Below are 16,101 nucleotides of genomic sequence, written 5' to 3'. Positions count from 1 at the left end.
TCAACGTCCTGTGCAATTGTTGTGGTGCTGGACGCGGGCTGTTCAGCGTGCTCTCCGGTGGCGTATTCGCTGCTTGAGCAGGGTTTGGCGCCGACGCCGCGAGACCGCCCGGCACCGCTGGGATTCCGCCCGAGTTGACCCCATCGGGTACGCCCAACCCGCGTTGGGTTGAGGCCTGCCCGCCCTGCCTGCGCCCGCGCCGACTGCTCGTCGTCAAGATCCGCGCAGTGTCGGTGATGTTGCTGTCTCCCGGCACGGCGAGGCAGCGCTTTCCCTGATGTTGCGCGGATCTTCGGCGGTTTCCGCGCCCTTTGGTAGGTCTGGCGCTCGTGATCGTGCAACATCCTGGATGTAGTGGTCTCCCGGCGCGTTGACACCCCTACTTCCAGGATGTTGCACGATCTGGGCGCGGGGCGCGGGGCGCGGGGCGCGGGGCGCGGGGCGCGGGGCGCGGGGCGCGGGGCGCGGGGCGCGGGGCGCGGGGCGCGGGGCGCGGGGCGCGGGGCGCGGGGCGCGGGGCGCGGGGCGCGGGGCGCGGGGCGCGGGGCGCGGGGCGCGGGGCGCGGAGGGCTGACGCACGCCGCCGCCGGTCCACGCACCACAGGCTCGACCAAAACTTCTGTCCGTTTGAGCAAAAGTTAGCGTCGGAATAGCCGAAGCTCTGGACAGGTGGTGCGAGCGCTCCTACTGTGTCGGACACAACACATCGGCATTGCGTCGATGTGAACGATGCCAATGCAAAGGCGGCTCCGGTGCGAACGGTCGATCCCCTACACGTGCGACTGTTGCGGTTGCTCCGCGACGAGGGAGCCGTGTCGCGGGCCGAGCTGGGCGACCGACTCCAGATGCCGCGCCCGCGCATGCTGGCCGAGCTGGATCGTCTGGTCGCCCTGGGTTACGTCGCCGAGGCGGGGCTCGCCGCCTCCCGGGGTGGGCGTCGCTCGACGCTCGTCGAGCTGAACCCGAAGCTGCGCTTCGCCGCAGTCGACCTCGGTGCCAGCTCGATGGACATCGAGGTGGTCAACGGCCGCCTCGAACCGGTGGCGCACTACGGCGAAGCCGCCGACATCCGGAACGGCCCCAAGGTGACCCTGCAACGGGTCAACGAGCTACTGCACAAGGCTCGGGTCGACGGGGCGTACGAGCGGTTGGACGCGGTGGGCGTCGGCGTACCCGGCCCGGTCAGCTTCCGAGACGGCGTTCCGGTCTCGCCGCCGATCATGCCCGGGTGGGACCGGTACCCGGTGCGCGAGCTGCTCAGCCGGGAGCACGGCTGCCCGGCGGTGGTCGACAACGACGTCAACATCATGGCGATCGGTGAGCGGCACGGTGGCGTCGCCCACTCGGTGGACGACTTCCTCTTCGTGAAGATCGGCACCGGCATCGGGTGCGGCATCTACCTCACCGGTGAGGTCTACCGGGGCACCGACGGCTGTGCCGGCGACATCGGCCACATCCAGGTCGACGCGCACGGTCCGATGTGTTCGTGCGGCAACATCGGCTGCCTGGAGGCGCTGTTCAGCGGTGCCGCGTTGGCCAAGGACGCCACCGCCGCGGCCCGCAGTGGGGCGTCGCCGGCGCTGGCCGAGCGGATGTCCCAGCGCGGTGTGGTGACCGCCCTCGACGTCGCCGAGGGCGCCGTCGAGGGGGACGTGACCTGCATCCAGCTGATCCGGGACGGCGGACGGCGGGTCGGTGGCGTGCTCGCCGGCCTGGTCAGCTTCACCAATCCGTCGATGATCGTGATCGGCGGCGGGCTGGCCCAGCTCGGGCACATCCTGCTCGCCGAGATCCGCAGCGTGGTCTACCGCCGTTCGCTGCCGTTGGCCACCGGCAACCTGCCCGTGGTGCTGTCCGAGCTCGGTGGTCGAGCCGGCGTCACCGGAGCGGCCGTGCTGGCAAGCGACGTCGCCTTCGCGGAAGCCGCATGAAGTTGACCGAGATCCTGTCGTGAGCGAGGAGGAGACTGTGGCTCTGCCCGAGGATGACCCCGCCACCGCGTCGGCCGAGGCCGCCGCAGCCGGCACCGCGTCGGCCGACGCCGTCGCCGAGGCACCGCTGGTCGAGGCTCCCGCCGACACCGTCGCGGGCGAGGTGGTCCTGCGCCTCACCGATCTGGTCAAGACCTTCCCTGGCGTACGCGCGCTCGACGGCGTCCAGCTGGAGGTGCGTGCCGGCGAGGTGCACTGCCTGCTCGGGCAGAACGGCGCCGGCAAGTCCACCCTGATCAAGGTGCTCGCCGGGGTGCACCAACCGGATTCGGGGCAGGTGGAGTGGCACGGCGAGCCGGTCACCTTCGCCAACCCGCAGGCCGCGATGAAGGCTGGCATCGCCACCATCTACCAGGAGCTCGACCTCGTCGAGGACCTGTCGGTGGCGGAGAACGCCTTCCTCGGGCACGAGTACCGCACCTTCGGGTTCATCCGCCGCGCCAGCATGGCGCGGCACACCCGGCAGATCCTCGGTCGGCTCGGCCACGGTGAGATCCCGCCGGGTCGGATGGTCCGGTCGTTGCCGGCGGCCGGTAAGCAGATCGTCAGCATGGCCCGGGCGCTGTCGCACGAGGCGCGACTGATCATCATGGACGAGCCGAGCGCGGTGCTGGCCCACGACGAGGTCGGCAACCTGTTCCGGATCATCCGGGAGCTGACCGCGCAGGGCATCGCCGTCATCTACATCTCGCACCGACTCGAGGAGATCCGCGAGATCGGCGACCGGGTCACCGTACTCAAGGACGGCCGGACCACGGCGGCGAACCTGCCGGCGCGCGACACCCCGACCCGCGACCTGGTCAGCCGGATGACCGGCCGGACCATCGAGTACGTCTTCCCGGACCGGCCGGCCGACGACACCGTCGGCGACGACCTGCTCCAGGTGGAGGGGCTGACCCGCACCGGCGAGTTCGCCGACGTTTCGCTGAACGTGCGTGCCGGGGAGATCGTCGGCATCGCGGGGCTGGTCGGCTCCGGCCGTTCCGAACTGCTGGAGACGATCTACGGTGCCCGCCTCGCGGAGGCCGGTCAGGTTCGGATGAACGGGCGGGTGCTGCGCCCCGGCGTCGGCTCGGCGGTCCGGGCCGGCATGGGGATGGCCCCGGAGGAACGCAAGAGCCAGGCGTTGCTGCTCGGTGAGCCGATTTACCGCAACGTCACGCTGGCCACCTTCGGCCGGTACGCGCGGCTCGGCTTCACCGACGCCGCCAAGGAACGCGCCGAGGCGGACCGGATCGCCGAGACCCTGGAGCTGCGGCCCCGGGACGTCGACCGGCCGGTACGCACGCTGTCCGGCGGCAACCAGCAGAAGGTGGTGGTCGGGCGGTGGCTGCTCGGCGGCACCAAGTTGTTGCTGCTCGACGAGCCCACCCGGGGCGTGGACGTGGGCGCCCGGGCTGAGCTCTACCAGGTCATCCGGTCATTGGCCGCGCAGGGCGTCGGGGTGTTGCTGGTCTCCAGCGAGGTGCCCGAGGTGCTGGGTCTGGCCGACCGGGTGCTGGTGATGCGGGAAGGGCGGGTCGTCCGCGAAGCCGCGGCCGGCGAACTCGACGAGAACACTGTGCTTGACCTCGTGATGGCGGGGTCCTTGATGGAAGGCGCACCGGCATGAGCGACGCGACTCCCACTCCCACCGCGACACCGGAGCGCCCGCAGCTTCCGGCGCAGTCGCCGCCGGTGGACCCGGCGGAGACGGTGGTGGCCAGCGATAAAGCAGCATCCTCGGGCCGGCTCTCCTGGTGGCGGGGCGACGGCGGCGACGGCGCCAAGCGCAACCTCGGTCTGATCGGGGTGCTGGCCGCGCTCATCGTGGTCGGCGCGGTCACCAAGCCGGACCTGTACGGCGACCCGAACTGGGTCTGGAACAACGTCCTGGCCATCCTCCAACTCGCCTCGGTCGTCGGCGTGGTCACCGTCGGCATGACCTTCGTGATCATCGGCGGTGGCATCGACCTGTCGGTCGGTGCGATCGTCGCGCTGGCCGGCGTCTGGTGCACCACAGTCGCCACCCAGAGCTACGGGGCCGGCGGCATGATCTTCACCGCCATCGTGGTCGGCATCTGCGTCGGCCTCGTCAACGGTGTGCTCATCTCGTACGGCAGGTTGGTCCCCTTCATCGCGACGCTCGCGATGCTGGTGGCCGCGCGAGGGCTCGCGGCGTCGATCTCCAACAAGCAGACCCAGGTGTCGAGCAGCACCTTCATCAACGACATCGCGGCGCGCAAGGTGATCGGGATCCCGATCCTCGTCTACATCCTCGGCGCGGTGGTGCTGGCCGGGTGGGTCCTGCTCAACCGGACGACCTTCGGCCGGCGGACCATCGCCGTCGGCGGCAACCCGGAGGCGGCGCGGCTGGCCGGCATCAACGTACGCCGGCACACCATGCTGCTCTACGGGCTCTCCGGTCTCTGCTGCGGCATCGCCGCCATCATGCTCACCTCGCAGGCCACCTCGGCGCAGGCGGCGATGGCCAACCTGTACGAGCTGGACGCGATCGCCGCGGCCATCATCGGTGGCACGCTGCTCAGCGGGGGTCGCGGCACGATCGTCGGCTCGCTGCTCGGCGTCATCATCTTCGCCACGATCACGAATCTCTTCGCCATCAACGGCCTCTCCATCGAGGCGCAGAACATGGTCAAGGGCGGCATCATCGTCGCCGCCGTCCTGATCCAGCAGTTCCAGTACAAGTCAGTCACTCGGCTCCTCGCGCGGAACAGGGTCACCACCGCCTGACGCACCGCACCGTTGTCCTGGCCACGTCGAAACTTTCGACGCCGGCAGGGCCTCGCACACCCTCATTCAGTCACATACCGTTCCCAGGAGGTCGTTCATGACCCAGCACAGTCGCGACCTGTCGCGCCGCCGGCTGCTCTTCGGCGGAGCCGCAGTCGGCGCCGCCACCCTGCTGACCGCCTGCACCAGCAACGAGACCCCGGCCGCCAGCACCCAGACCAAGGCCGCCGGCGGCGGTGAGGGCAACAACGCCCCCGGCAAGAAGGTCGTCATCGGCTTCTCCGCGCCGGCCGCCGACCACGGCTGGATGGGTGCCATCCACGCCAACGCCAAGGCCCAGGCGGCGGCCTACTCGGACGTGGAGTTCAAGGAGGTCGACGGTGGGTCGGACTCCGCGACCCAGCGCTCCACCCTCGGCACGCTGATCGCCCAGAAGCCGGACATCATCGTCGTGCTGCCGCACGACGGCAAGGAGGTCAACCCCGTCGCCCTTCAGGCGATGCAGGCGGGCATCCCGATCGTGAACCTCGACCGGGTCTTCCCGGACGCACTGGCCTCGCGGCTGGTCATCAAGGGCGACAACTACGGCATGGGCGTCTCGGCCGGGCACTTCATCGGCAAGCAGCTCAAGGACAAGGGCGTCGCCAACCCGATCATCGGTGAGATCGCCGGTCTGGAGATCCCGCTGACCGTCGAGCGCAGCGAAGGCTTCAAGGCCGCCCTGGCCACCTACGGCTTCAAGGTGGAGAACCGCCGCTCGGCGGAGTTCACCTCGGACAGCGGCCAGCGCGAGGCGGCGCAGCTGCTCCAGGCGCTGCCGAAGATCGACGCGATCTGGAACCACGACGACGACCAGGGCATCGGCGTGCTGGCCGCGATCAAGCAGGCCAACCGCTCCGAGTTCTTCATGGTCGGCGGTGCCGGCTCCAAGCTCGCGATCGACGCGATCAAGGCCGACAACAGCGTGCTCAAGGCGACGGTCACCTACAACCCGTCGATGGCCTCCTCGGCGATCTCGCTCGCGCGCCTCATCGCGCAGGGTCGGGGCCTCGGAGACCTGACGGAGCTCCAGGTGCCCAAGGAAGTGACCCTCGCCTCCGAGACGATCACCAAGGAGAACGCGAGCAGCTACGACAAGCTCGGGTTCTGACATACCGGGGGGAGACCCACCTTGTCCACGACAGACAAAGAACTGCGGGTCGGCATGGTCGGCTACGCGTTCATGGGCGCCGCGCACTCGCAGGCCTGGCGCACCGTGAACCGCGTGTTCGACCTGCCGACGAGGGCCCGGATGGCGCTCATCTGCGGTCGAGACACAGGAAAGGTGGCGGACGCCGCCGACCGACTCGGCTGGGAGGCGTACACCACGGACTGGCGTGACCTGATCAACCGGGACGACATCGACGTGATCGATGTGTGCACCCCGGGCGACAGCCACGCCGAGATCGCCCTCGCCGCGTTGGCCGCCGGCAAGCACGTCCTGTGCGAGAAGCCGTTGGCCAACACGGTGGAGGAGGCACGGGCGATGACCGCTGCGGCGGAGGTCGCCCGGGCCGCCGGGGTGCGGTCGATGTGCGGGTTCAACTACCGCCGGGTCCCCGCGGTCACGATGATGCGGCAGTTGGTCGCCGACGGACGGCTCGGGGTGATTCGACACGTCCGTGCGACGTACCTGCAGGACTGGATCGTGGACCCGCAGTTCCCGCTGGTCTGGCGGTTGCAGAAAGACAGGGCGGGCTCCGGCGCGCTCGGTGACATCGGTGCGCACATCATCGACCTGACCCAGTTCGTCACCGGTCAGCGGATCAGCGGGGTCAGCGCGGTCACCGAGACCTTCGTCAAGGAGCGGCCGTTGCCGGCCGAGTCGAGCGGCCTGGCGGCCACAGTGGACGGCAGCGCGGCGCCCACCGGGCCGGTCACCGTCGACGACGCGGCGGTGTTCGTGGCCCGACTCGACGGTGGTGCCCTGGCCACGTACGAGGCGAGCCGGTTCGCCACCGGTCGCAAGAACGCGTTGCGTGTCGAGATCAACGGCTCGCTGGGCAGCGTGGTCTTCGATCTGGAGCGGCTCAACGAACTGGAGTTCTACGACGCCACCCGGCCCAGCGCGGAACAGGGTTTCAGCCGCATCCTGGTGACCGAGGGCGAGCACCCGTACATGTCGGCGTGGTGGCCCCCGGGCCACATCATCGGCTACGAACACTCGTTCACGCACGAGATGCGCGACTTCATCGAGGCGGTCGCCACCGGTGTCGACCCGACTCCCTCGTTCGCCGACGCGTTGCAGGTCCAGCTGGTGCTGGACGCGGTGGCCCGTTCGGCGGAACTCGGCTCCTCCTGGACCGAGGTGGAACCGGCGCTGACCGCGGCGACCGTCTGACCATCGACCATCCGCGATGGTGGTGATCGTACCGCCGTCGCCCGACCGGCTTCCCGAAGCCGACCGGCGAGGACCGGCCGCGGATTGCGCCCCGTGGCCGGGACGAGGTCGGCGTCGGAGAGCGTGCGGCCGGGCCGTTGGCCCGGTGGCGCACGAGCAGGACGGTCGTCCGGTGCGACCGGACCGGGATTCCCCGGCCGCACCGGAGGACCGCCACCATCGGTGGAGACCCGTAGGACCTGACCACACCGCCCGCTGTTGCCCCCACCCGTACCGCAGCCACTCGCCGACGTCCGGTGGGTCGTGCTCCGTACGGTGACCTGGTGGGCACGGCGGCCTGAGACGCCCGGCCGGGGCATGCCAACGCCCCGACCGGTCGGATGCGGGGGAGACAGGGTCGAGACGCCGACCCGACCCTGTCTACCAAGCCCCGTCTGCCTGTACCCGGGCCGGGCTCCGGTCCGGCGTCGTCGCCGCCGACGCCGACGTCGGAAACCGGGGCCGCTCCGGTGCGGGAAGGGCGGACGGGGCCCCTCGACCAAGGCCGTATCTTTCCGAAAGATATTCTGATATTCCTATATTTAGTGGTACCGACGGTTCCTCGTGAACGGGGAGGGAGCACCATGCGAACAGGTGTCTGGCTGGTAGGAGCGCGCGGTTCGGTCGCGACCACCAGCATCGTCGGAGGGCTCGCACTGCGGGCCGGCCTGGCCGGGCCGACCGGTTGCGTCACCGAGCTCCCCGAGCTGCGGGGTCCCGCCCTGCCGGGCTTCGCCGACCTCGTCTTCGGCGGGCACGACCTGGCCACCACCCCGCTGTGCAAGCGCGCCGAGACCCTCGCCGACGCCGGTGTCATCCCCTGGCGGCTGGTCGCCGCGCTCCGCGACGAGCTGGGCGTGATCGACCAGGAGCTGCGCCCCGCACCGGTCGGCGCGACCCAGTCCGATCGGGCCGCCGTCGTGGTCCGCGATCTCACCAGCTTCCGGGAGCGGCACGACCTGGACCGGGTGGTCGTGGTCAACGTCTCCGCCACCGAGCCGGCCCCGCAGCCGCATCCCGCGCACGCCGACCCGGCCGCGCTGCGCGCCGCCCTCGACGGGTCGGACGAGGTGCTGCCGGTCAGCTCCCTCTACGCGTACGCGGCGCTGCTGGCCGGCTGCCCGTACGTCGACTTCACCCCGTCCACCGGGCTGCGGCTGCCGGCGCTGGCGGCGCTGGCCGAAGAGGCCCGCCTGCCGTACGCCGGGCACGACGGCAAGACCGGGGAGACCCTGGTCAAGTCGGTGCTCGCGCCGATGTTCGCGATGCGCAACCTGGACGTGCGCTCCTGGTCCGGGGTCAACCTGCTCGGCGGTGGCGACGGCGCCACCCTGGCCGACCCGGCCGCGAACGCGGCGAAGGTGCAGAGCAAGCAGCGGGTGCTCGGCGAGACGCTGGGGTACGTCCCGCAGGGCGGCACGCGCATCGAGTACGTCGAGGAACTGGGCGACTTCAAGACCGCCTGGGATCTGATCACCTTCGCCGGCTTCCTCGGCACCGGCATGCGGATGGAGTTCACCTGGCACGGCTGCGACTCGGCGCTGGCCGCGCCGCTGGTGCTGGACCTGGCCCGGCTCACCGCCGCCGCGCACGCGGCCGGGCGGGTGGGACCGCTGACCGAGCTGGGCTTCTTCTTCAAGGACCCGATCGGCGCGCCCACCCACTCGCTGGGCGAGCAGTGGGCCCGGTTGACCGACTTCACCCAGCAACTGCACGCCGGCGGGGACGGTGATCATGACAACGTTGGCTGACCTCGCCGAGCTGGTCCGGGCGCCGGCTGCGCTCTCGGTGCCCGGCGACGTCGTCGCCGGAGCGGCGGCGGCCGGTGCGCTGGGTCCGCGTACCCCTGCCCTGGCCGGCGCCTCGGTGCTGCTCTACTGGGCCGGAATGGCCGCCAACGACTGGGCCGACCGACGCCTGGACGCCGAGGAACGGCCCGAGCGTCCGATCCCCAGCGGGCGCATCACCCCGACCGCCGCGGTCGGTCTCGCGGCGGGCCTCACGGCCGCCGGCGTGGGCCTGGCCGCCGCCGTGGGCGGTCGCCGCGCCGCCGCGCTCGCCGTGCCGCTGGCCGCCACCATCTGGGGGTACGACCTGCTGGCGAAGAACACTGCCGCCGGCCCGGCCGTGATGGCCGCCTGCCGAGGGCTGGACGTGCTGCTCGGTGCGTCCGGCGGTCGGGTGACGCGGGCAGTGCCGGCGGCGGTGACCGTCGCCGCGCACACCTGGACGGTCACCGCGCTGTCCCGCCGCGAGGTCACCGGCGCCGATGCCGCCCTGCCGATGCGTACCCTCGCGGGCACCGCGGTGGTCGCGGCCAGTGCCGCCGTCGCCGTCCCGGGCACCCGACGCACGACCGCCCGGGGGGACGACCCGGCCGGGGTACGCCCCGAGCGGACCCGGGCGGCAGGTGTCGCGGCCGTGCTGCCCGCCGTGCTGGCCGGGTGGTACGCGGCCCGCTACGGGGCGGCCCAGGTCGAGGTGGTCCGCGACCCGTCGGCCGGGCGGGTCCGCGCCGCCGTCGGCGCCGGGATCACCGGGCTGCCCGCCCTCCAGGGCGCGCTGACCGCTCGGGGTGGCGCCGGCCTGCTCGGGTTGGCCGTCGCGGCGGCCGCGCCGCTGGGTCGACGGCTGGCCCGGAAGGTCTCGCCGACATGACCGTTCCGCAGGCCCGACCCGCGCCGACGGCCGGCGATGCCAACGGGCCCGTCCTGTCGGCCGGCGATGCCAGCGGGCCCGTCCTGTCAGCCGGCGATGCCACGACTCTGCGGCTCGGGTACGGCACGAACGGCTTCAACAACCACCGCCTCGACGACGCGCTCGCCGTCATCGCCGATCTCGGCTACGACGGGGTGGCGCTCACCCTGGACCACGACTACCTGGACCCGTTCGCGCCCGGCCTCACCCGCCGGGTCGCCGCCGTCAGCCGACGGTTGAACGAGCTGGGTCTGGCGGTGGTGATCGAGACCGGGGCCCGCTACCTGCTCGACCCGTGGCACAAACACGCGCCGACGTTGTTGCACGACGATCCGACCCTGCGGATCGAGTTCCTGCGCCGGGCCGTCCGGATCGGTGCCGACCTGGGTGCCGAGGCGGTCTCGTTCTGGGCCGGCGTCCGGCCCGAGACGGTGTCACCGCAGTGTGCGTGGGACCGGCTGGTGGCCGGCTGCGCCACCGTCGTCGACGCGGCCGACACCGCAGGCGTCACCCTCGGCTTCGAGCCGGAGCCGGGCATGCTGGTGCAGGACATCGCCGACTGGCGTCGGCTGCGTGCCGGGCTCGGTGACCCGGCCCGGTTCGGCATCACCCTCGACATCGGCCACTGTCGCTGCCTGGAGCCGTGGCCGGTGCCGCAGTGTGTCGCCGAGGTGGCCGCACACCTGGTCAACGTGCAGATCGACGACATGCGCCGGGGCGTGCACGAACACCTGGAGTTCGGCGTCGGCGAGATCGACTTTCCGCCGGTGCTGGCGGCCCTGGCGGCGGCCGGCTATCGCGGGCTGGTCGCGGTGGAGCTACCCCGCGACTCGCACGCCGCGCCGGCCGTGGCCGCCCGGTCGATCGAGTTCCTGCGTGCCGCCGCTGCGACGGCCACCAATTACCACCCTGCCAGCCCCCTTTGCTCTGCACCCGCCGAGGCGACGCCCGCTGACGAGGCCCCGTCGCATATGTAGGTGCAGAGCAAAGGGTGGTGGGGCGCCTGGAGCAGCAAGAGGGAGGAGACGGGATGACACCGGATTCACTACGGGCCGCGCTGGGAGGCGTACCCGATCCCGATTGGCTGGACACGGCGCTGCGCCGGGTCACCACCGAGCCCACCGAGATCACCCGGCTCTTTCCCGCCGTGGGCCGGCGCTGCGGGCGGGCCGCGCTGCCCGACGCCCCCGGATGGACCGCCGACGACGCGGCCCGGGTGCTGCTGCTCGCCAGCCTGCCCGGCGAGCACGCGGCGTACGCCGAACGCCTCTACCAGCACGGTGACGCGGCCGAACGGCGAGCCGTGCTGCGGGCGCTGCCACTGCTGCCGATCGACGCCGCCGGTGTGCCGCTGCTGCACGACGCGATCCGCACCAACGACACCCGCCTGGTCGCCGCCGCGCTCGGCCCGTACGCCCGGCACCTCGACCCGGCCGCCTGGCGGCAGGCGGTGCTCAAGTGTGTGTTCAGCGGTGTTCCCCTCGCCGCGGTCGCCGACCTGGACTCCCGGGCCGACGGTGAGCTGGCCGCCATGCTGGCCGCGCTCGCCGCCGAACGGCACGCCGCCGGCCGGGAACTGCCCGCCGACGCCACCGACCTGCTCGAACGGCTCACCGCCGCACTGCCCCGGGAGGCGTGAATGCGCATCTTCGACCCCCACATCCACATGACCTCACGCACCACCGACGACTACGAACGGATGGCCGCCGCCGGGGTACGCGCGGTGGTGGAGCCGGCGTTCTGGTTGGGTCAGCCGCGGACCAGCCCCGCCTCGTTCACCGACTACTTCGACTCGCTGATCGGTTGGGAGCCGTTCCGGGCCGGGCAGTTCGGGGTGCGGCACTTCGCCACCATCGCGCTGAACCCCAAGGAGGCCAACGACCCGCGTTGCCGTCCGGTCCTCGACCTGCTGCCCCGCTACCTGGACAAGGACGCGGTGGTGGCGGTCGGCGAGATCGGGTACGACTCGATGACACCGGAGGAGGACGAGGCGTTCGCGGCGCAGCTCGCCCTCGCCGTGGCGTACGAGCTGCCGGCGCTGGTGCACACCCCGCACCGGGACAAGGCGCGCGGCTGCGAACGCACCCTCGCCGTGGTCGCCGAATCCGGCATCGACGCGGGGCGGGTCGTGGTCGACCACCTCAACGAGGTGACCGTCAAGCTGGTCCGCGACAGCGGCTGCTGGCTGGGCTTCTCCATCTACCCGGACACCAAGATGACCCCGCAGCGGATGGTCGAGTTGCTGCGCGAGTACGGCACGGACCGCATGCTGGTCAACTCGGCCGCCGACTGGGGACGCTCCGACCCGCTGCTGACCCGGGCCACCGGCGAGGCGATGCTGTCGGCCGGGTTCGGCGACGACGACGTCGACAAGGTGCTGTGGCGAAACCCGGTGGAGTTCTACGTGCAGTCGGGGCGGCTCGACCTCAGCGACCTGGACGTCGCCGCCGCCGTGGACCCGCAGACCGGCAACTCGATCCTGCGCGGCGGCAGCTGATGCGGTTGCGACATGCCGGCGGCGAGACCGTCCACCTCGGCTACTGCACGAACGTGCACCCCGCCGAGGACCTCGCCGGCATCCTCGGTCAGCTGGACACCTACGCCGTGCCGGTCCGCGAGACGCTCGGCAGCGACCTGCTCGGGCTCGGCCTGTGGCTGGCTGCCCCGGTCGCCGCCGAGCTGGCCGCCGACCCGACGCTGCGCCGCCGGCTGCGCACCGAGCTGGACGCGCGCGGCCTGGAGGTGGTCACCCTCAACGGCTTCCCGTACGCGGCCTTCCAGGCCCCCGTGGTCAAGCAGGACGTGTACCACCCGGACTGGACCACCGAGCAGCGCCTGACGTACACGCTGAACCTGGCCCGGGTGCTCGCCGACCTGCTACCCGACGACGCCGCCCGGGGGTCGATCTCCACCCTGCCGCTGGCCTGGCGGCAGCCGTGGGACACCGGACGGGCCGACGCGGCTCGACGGCGGCTGGACCAGCTCGCCGCCGGCCTGGCGGCGGTGCAGCGCGACACCGGCCGCGAGGTGCGGGTCGCGTTCGAGCCGGAGCCGGGCTGCGTGGTGGAGAGCAGCGGCCAGGCCGCCACCTTGTTGTCCGGGATGGACACCGATCGGATGGGCGTCTGCCTCGACCTGGCCCACCTGGCGTGCGCCTGGGAGGACCCGGCCGAGGCGCTCGGACGACTGCGGGCGGCCGGGTTGCCGGTGGTGAAGGTGCAGGTCTCCGCCGCCGTCGAGGCGGCCGACCCGCAGGGCGGGGCCGACGCGTTGCGCCGCTGGGTGGAGCCGCGCTTCCTGCACCAGACCCGGGGCGCCGGTTGCGCCGGCCTGCCCGACCCGGCCGATGAGTCGTACGCGGCGGACGACCTGGACGAGGCGTTGGACCGGGCGCTGCCCGGACCGTGGCGGGTGCACTACCACGTGCCCCTGCACGCCCCACCCGAGGAACCGCTCGGCTCGACCCTGCCGGTTCTGCGCGCGGCCCTGAGAGCGCTCTTCGACGGCCCGGTCGCCGGCTGCGACCACCTCGACGTCGAGACGTACACCTGGGGGGTCCTGCCGGCCGCACGGCGGCCCCGCACCGACGCGGAGCTGGCCGCCGGCATCGCCGCCGAGCTGGCCTTCGCCCGGGACGAACTGGTCGGACTCGGTCTGACCGCGCAGCGATCCGTGACGATGGGAGGGACGCGATGAGCCGCCGACTGGTGGTGCTCGACGTCGTGGGGCTGACCCCCCGACTGCTGGCGCACATGCCCCGACTGCGCGGGGTCGCCGACGGCGGCTTCCGGGCCGAGCTGGGCACCGTGCTGCCCGCGGTGACCTGCTCGGTGCAGTCCACCTTCCTCACCGGCGAACCGCCCAGCGGGCACGGGATCGTCGGCAACGGGTGGTATTTCCGGGAGCTGGGTGAGGTGCTGCTGTGGCGGCAGCACAACGCGCTGGTCGGCGGGGAGAAGCTCTGGCAGGCGGCCCGTCGCGCCGAGCCCGGCTACACCGTCGCCAACGTCTGCTGGTGGTACGCGATGGGTGCCGACGTCGACTGGACGGTCACCCCGCGTCCCGTCTACTACGCCGACGGGCGCAAGGAACCCGACTGCTACACCGACCCGCCGGAGCTGCACGACGCACTCACCGGCCGGCTGGGCACGTTCCCGCTGTTCACCTACTGGGGGCCGACGGCGGGCCTGCCGTCGTCGAAGTGGATCTGCCAGGCGGCCGAGCAGATCCTGGCCGACGTGTCACCCGACCTGACCCTGGTCTACGTCCCGCACCTGGACTACGACCTGCAACGCTTCGGCCCGTCGTCCCCCCAGGCCGCCGCCGCTGCGGCCGAGCTGGACGCGGTGCTCGGCCCACTGCTCGACGCCGCCCGGGCTCGGGACGCCACAGTGGTGGTCCTGTCCGAGTACGGCATCACCGACGTGTCCCGGCCGGTGGACGTCAACCGGCTGCTGCGCGCCGAGGGACTGTTGCGGGTGCACACCCAGGCAGGCATGGAGTACCTCGACCCGTGGACGTCGAAGGCGTTCGCGGTCGCCGACCACCAGATCGCGCACGTCTACGTCAAGGATCCGGCCGACGTGCCGGCGGTGGCGAAGCTCTGCGCCGGTCTGCCCGGCGTGGCCGAGGTGCTCGACGCCGACGGCAAGGCCGCGCACGGGCTGGACCATCCGAGAGCCGGTGAGCTGGTGCTGGTGGCCGAGCCCGACGCCTGGTTCACGTACTACTACTGGCTGGACGACGACCGGGCGCCGGACTTCGCCCGGCTGGTGGAAATCCACCGGAAGCCGGGTTACGACCCGGCCGAGTTGTTCTTCGACCCGGCCAACCCCGGTGCCGCGAAGGCTCGCGCCGGGGTGGCGCTGGCCCGCAAGAAGCTCGGCATGCGCTACCTGATGAGCGCCGTCGGCCTGGATGCCGGCGCGCGGGCGGTGCGCGGCTCGCACGGGCGGCTGCCGGACGACCCGGCGGACGCCCCGGTGCTGCTCTGCTCCGACCCGACGGCGGCCCGAGAGAAGATCGCGGCCACCGAGGTCAAGGCCCTGCTGCTGGAGTTGGCCGGCTTGACTGCCGGCGGGCCGGGGGAGGGGACATGACGGTCACCGTCGCGCCCACCGACACGAGCGGGTTGCGGGCCCGGTTCGACGCGGAGCTGGCCGGGTTCCTCGAACGGCAGGGCCCGGACTGGCCCGACGGCGCGCCGCGCGGCGTGTTCACCGCCCTGCAACGGTTCGTGCTGGCCGGCGGGAAGCGACTACGCCCGCTCTTCTGCTACTGGGGCTGGCGCGGCGCGGGCGCGGCCGACGGCACCCCGATCGTGGTGGCCGCCGCGGCGCTGGAGCTGTTCCACGCGTTCGCGCTGATCCACGACGACATCCTGGACGGCAGCGACCGCCGCCGGGGTGAGCCGTCGGTGCACCGGCTCTTCGCGGACCTGCACGCCCGCTCGTCGTGGCGCGGTGATCCGGAGGCGTACGGTCGCAACACCGCGCTGCTCTGCGGGGACCTCTGTGCGGCCTGGTCGGATCAGATGTTCCACGAGTGTGGGCTGAGCACCGAGCAGGTGCACCGGGGGTACGGCGTGTTCGCGCTGATGCGTACCGAGGTGATCGCCGGGGAGTACCTGGACCTGGTCTCCGGCGTCGGTGACGGTTCGGTGGCGAGCGCGCTCACCGTGATCCGGATGAAGGCCGCCCGGTACACGGTCACCCGGCCGTTGCAGATCGGTGCGGCCCTGGCCGGAGCGGGAGCGGAGTTGATCGCCGCGCTGGAGGAGTTCGGTGACCCGCTGGGCGACGCGTTCCAGTTGCGCGACGACGTGTTGGGCGTCTTCGGGGACCCGGCGGTCACCGGCAAGTCGATCCTGGACGACCTGCGTGAGGGCAAGCCCACGGTGATGATGGCGCTGGCCCGCAGCGCCGCCGACCGGGCGCAGACGGCTCGGCTGCGGGAGTTGTTCGGCAATCCGGCATTGGACGCCGACGGCGCCGCGGAGCTTCGCGGGATCATCGAGACGACAGGTGCCCGGGAGCGGATCGAGCAGATGATCCGGGTCCGGACCGAGGCCGCACTCGTCGCCCTGCAGGCCGCGAAGGTGGCCGACGAGGCCCGCTCGGCGCTGGTCGAGCTGGCCGGACAGGTCATCGACCGCCGCGCCTGAGCACCAACTTTCGATCAGATCGACAAAAGTTGATGCTGAACCGCCGGAAGGTATGGACACATCGACACCTTCAACTTAGTGTCGTGACCAACACGACA

The 16,101-nt window shown here is 71.9% G+C and carries 13 protein-coding genes; all 13 read left to right on the top strand.

What is annotated here, in order from left to right:
- Nucleotides 1–752 precede the first annotated feature (752 nt).
- The 13 genes from O7614_RS26055 to O7614_RS25995 all read left to right on the top strand — a co-directional run bounded on the left by O7614_RS26055 (nt 753) and on the right by O7614_RS25995 (nt 16,003).
- The gene (locus O7614_RS26055; RefSeq protein WP_278141063.1) at nt 753–1,931 is read left to right on the top strand and encodes an ROK family protein; all 1,179 of its coding nucleotides are present in this window, start codon (nt 753–755) and stop codon (nt 1,929–1,931) included.
- 163 nt (nt 1,932–2,094) lie between these two features.
- A complete protein-coding gene (locus O7614_RS26050) occupies nt 2,095–3,603 on the top strand; it encodes a sugar ABC transporter ATP-binding protein (protein WP_278142384.1) in 1,509 nt (502 codons plus the stop codon).
- A complete protein-coding gene (locus O7614_RS26045; RefSeq protein WP_278141062.1) occupies nt 3,600–4,724 on the top strand; it encodes an ABC transporter permease in 1,125 nt (374 codons plus the stop codon). The genes O7614_RS26050 and O7614_RS26045 overlap by 4 nt, the downstream gene beginning before the upstream one ends.
- Before the next feature lie 97 nt (nt 4,725–4,821).
- Complete coding sequence (locus tag O7614_RS26040; RefSeq protein WP_278141061.1) at nt 4,822–5,874, top strand: substrate-binding domain-containing protein; 1,053 nt, start codon at nt 4,822–4,824, stop codon at nt 5,872–5,874.
- 21 nt (nt 5,875–5,895) lie between these two features.
- Nucleotides 5,896–7,104, top strand: a complete 1,209-nt coding sequence (locus O7614_RS26035) for a Gfo/Idh/MocA family oxidoreductase (protein WP_278141060.1) — start codon at nt 5,896–5,898, stop codon at nt 7,102–7,104.
- A gap of 623 nt (nt 7,105–7,727) precedes the next feature.
- The gene (locus O7614_RS26030) at nt 7,728–8,894 is read left to right on the top strand and encodes an inositol-3-phosphate synthase (protein WP_278141059.1); all 1,167 of its coding nucleotides are present in this window, start codon (nt 7,728–7,730) and stop codon (nt 8,892–8,894) included.
- Nucleotides 8,878–9,801, top strand: coding sequence for an SCO3242 family prenyltransferase (locus tag O7614_RS26025; protein ID WP_278141058.1), 924 nt, complete (start codon nt 8,878–8,880; stop codon nt 9,799–9,801). Before O7614_RS26030 ends, O7614_RS26025 begins: the two co-directional genes overlap by 17 nt.
- Nucleotides 9,798–10,817: a sugar phosphate isomerase/epimerase family protein gene (locus O7614_RS26020; RefSeq protein WP_278141057.1), complete on the top strand. Its 1,020-nt coding sequence runs from the start codon at nt 9,798–9,800 to the stop codon at nt 10,815–10,817. The genes O7614_RS26025 and O7614_RS26020 overlap by 4 nt, the downstream gene beginning before the upstream one ends.
- A gap of 53 nt (nt 10,818–10,870) precedes the next feature.
- Nucleotides 10,871–11,479 carry an EboA domain-containing protein gene (locus O7614_RS26015; RefSeq protein ID WP_278141056.1) on the top strand — a complete coding sequence of 203 codons (609 nt, stop codon included), beginning with the start codon at nt 10,871–10,873 and terminating at the stop codon, nt 11,477–11,479.
- Nucleotides 11,480–12,337 (top strand): TatD family hydrolase, encoded by an 858-nt coding sequence (locus tag O7614_RS26010; protein WP_278141055.1) that lies wholly within the window; start codon nt 11,480–11,482, stop codon nt 12,335–12,337.
- Nucleotides 12,337–13,536 (top strand): metabolite traffic protein EboE, encoded by a 1,200-nt coding sequence (gene eboE, locus O7614_RS26005; protein WP_278141054.1) that lies wholly within the window; start codon nt 12,337–12,339, stop codon nt 13,534–13,536. Before O7614_RS26010 ends, eboE begins: the two co-directional genes overlap by 1 nt.
- Nucleotides 13,533–14,939 carry a nucleotide pyrophosphatase/phosphodiesterase family protein gene (locus O7614_RS26000; RefSeq protein ID WP_278141053.1) on the top strand — a complete coding sequence of 469 codons (1,407 nt, stop codon included), beginning with the start codon at nt 13,533–13,535 and terminating at the stop codon, nt 14,937–14,939. The genes eboE and O7614_RS26000 overlap by 4 nt, the downstream gene beginning before the upstream one ends.
- The gene (locus tag O7614_RS25995; protein ID WP_278141052.1) at nt 14,936–16,003 is read left to right on the top strand and encodes a polyprenyl synthetase family protein; all 1,068 of its coding nucleotides are present in this window, start codon (nt 14,936–14,938) and stop codon (nt 16,001–16,003) included. Before O7614_RS26000 ends, O7614_RS25995 begins: the two co-directional genes overlap by 4 nt.
- Nucleotides 16,004–16,101: the final 98 nt, after the last annotated feature.

The sequence above is a fragment of the Micromonospora sp. WMMD961 genome, from assembly GCF_029626145.1.
Lineage (GTDB): Bacteria > Actinomycetota > Actinomycetes > Mycobacteriales > Micromonosporaceae > Micromonospora.
The sequence above is the reverse complement of the archived record's forward strand: the minus strand, read 5'-3'. Positions and strand labels throughout refer to the sequence as shown.

Bases quoted from the DNA above. Each gene is read 5' to 3' on its own strand.
- O7614_RS26045 (WP_278141062.1), top strand. From the start codon at position 3,600: ATGAGCGACGCGACTCCCACTCCCACCGCGACACCGGAGCGCCCGCAG.
- O7614_RS26025 (WP_278141058.1), top strand. From the start codon at position 8,878: ATGACAACGTTGGCTGACCTCGCCGAGCTGGTCCGGGCGCCGGCTGCG.
- O7614_RS26020 (WP_278141057.1), top strand. From the start codon at position 9,798: ATGACCGTTCCGCAGGCCCGACCCGCGCCGACGGCCGGCGATGCCAAC.
- O7614_RS26030 (WP_278141059.1), top strand. From the start codon at position 7,728: ATGCGAACAGGTGTCTGGCTGGTAGGAGCGCGCGGTTCGGTCGCGACC.
- O7614_RS26015 (WP_278141056.1), top strand. From the start codon at position 10,871: ATGACACCGGATTCACTACGGGCCGCGCTGGGAGGCGTACCCGATCCC.
- O7614_RS26000 (WP_278141053.1), top strand. From the start codon at position 13,533: ATGAGCCGCCGACTGGTGGTGCTCGACGTCGTGGGGCTGACCCCCCGA.
- eboE (WP_278141054.1), top strand. From the start codon at position 12,337: ATGCGGTTGCGACATGCCGGCGGCGAGACCGTCCACCTCGGCTACTGC.
- O7614_RS25995 (WP_278141052.1), top strand. From the start codon at position 14,936: ATGACGGTCACCGTCGCGCCCACCGACACGAGCGGGTTGCGGGCCCGG.
- O7614_RS26010 (WP_278141055.1), top strand. From the start codon at position 11,480: ATGCGCATCTTCGACCCCCACATCCACATGACCTCACGCACCACCGAC.
- O7614_RS26040 (WP_278141061.1), top strand. From the start codon at position 4,822: ATGACCCAGCACAGTCGCGACCTGTCGCGCCGCCGGCTGCTCTTCGGC.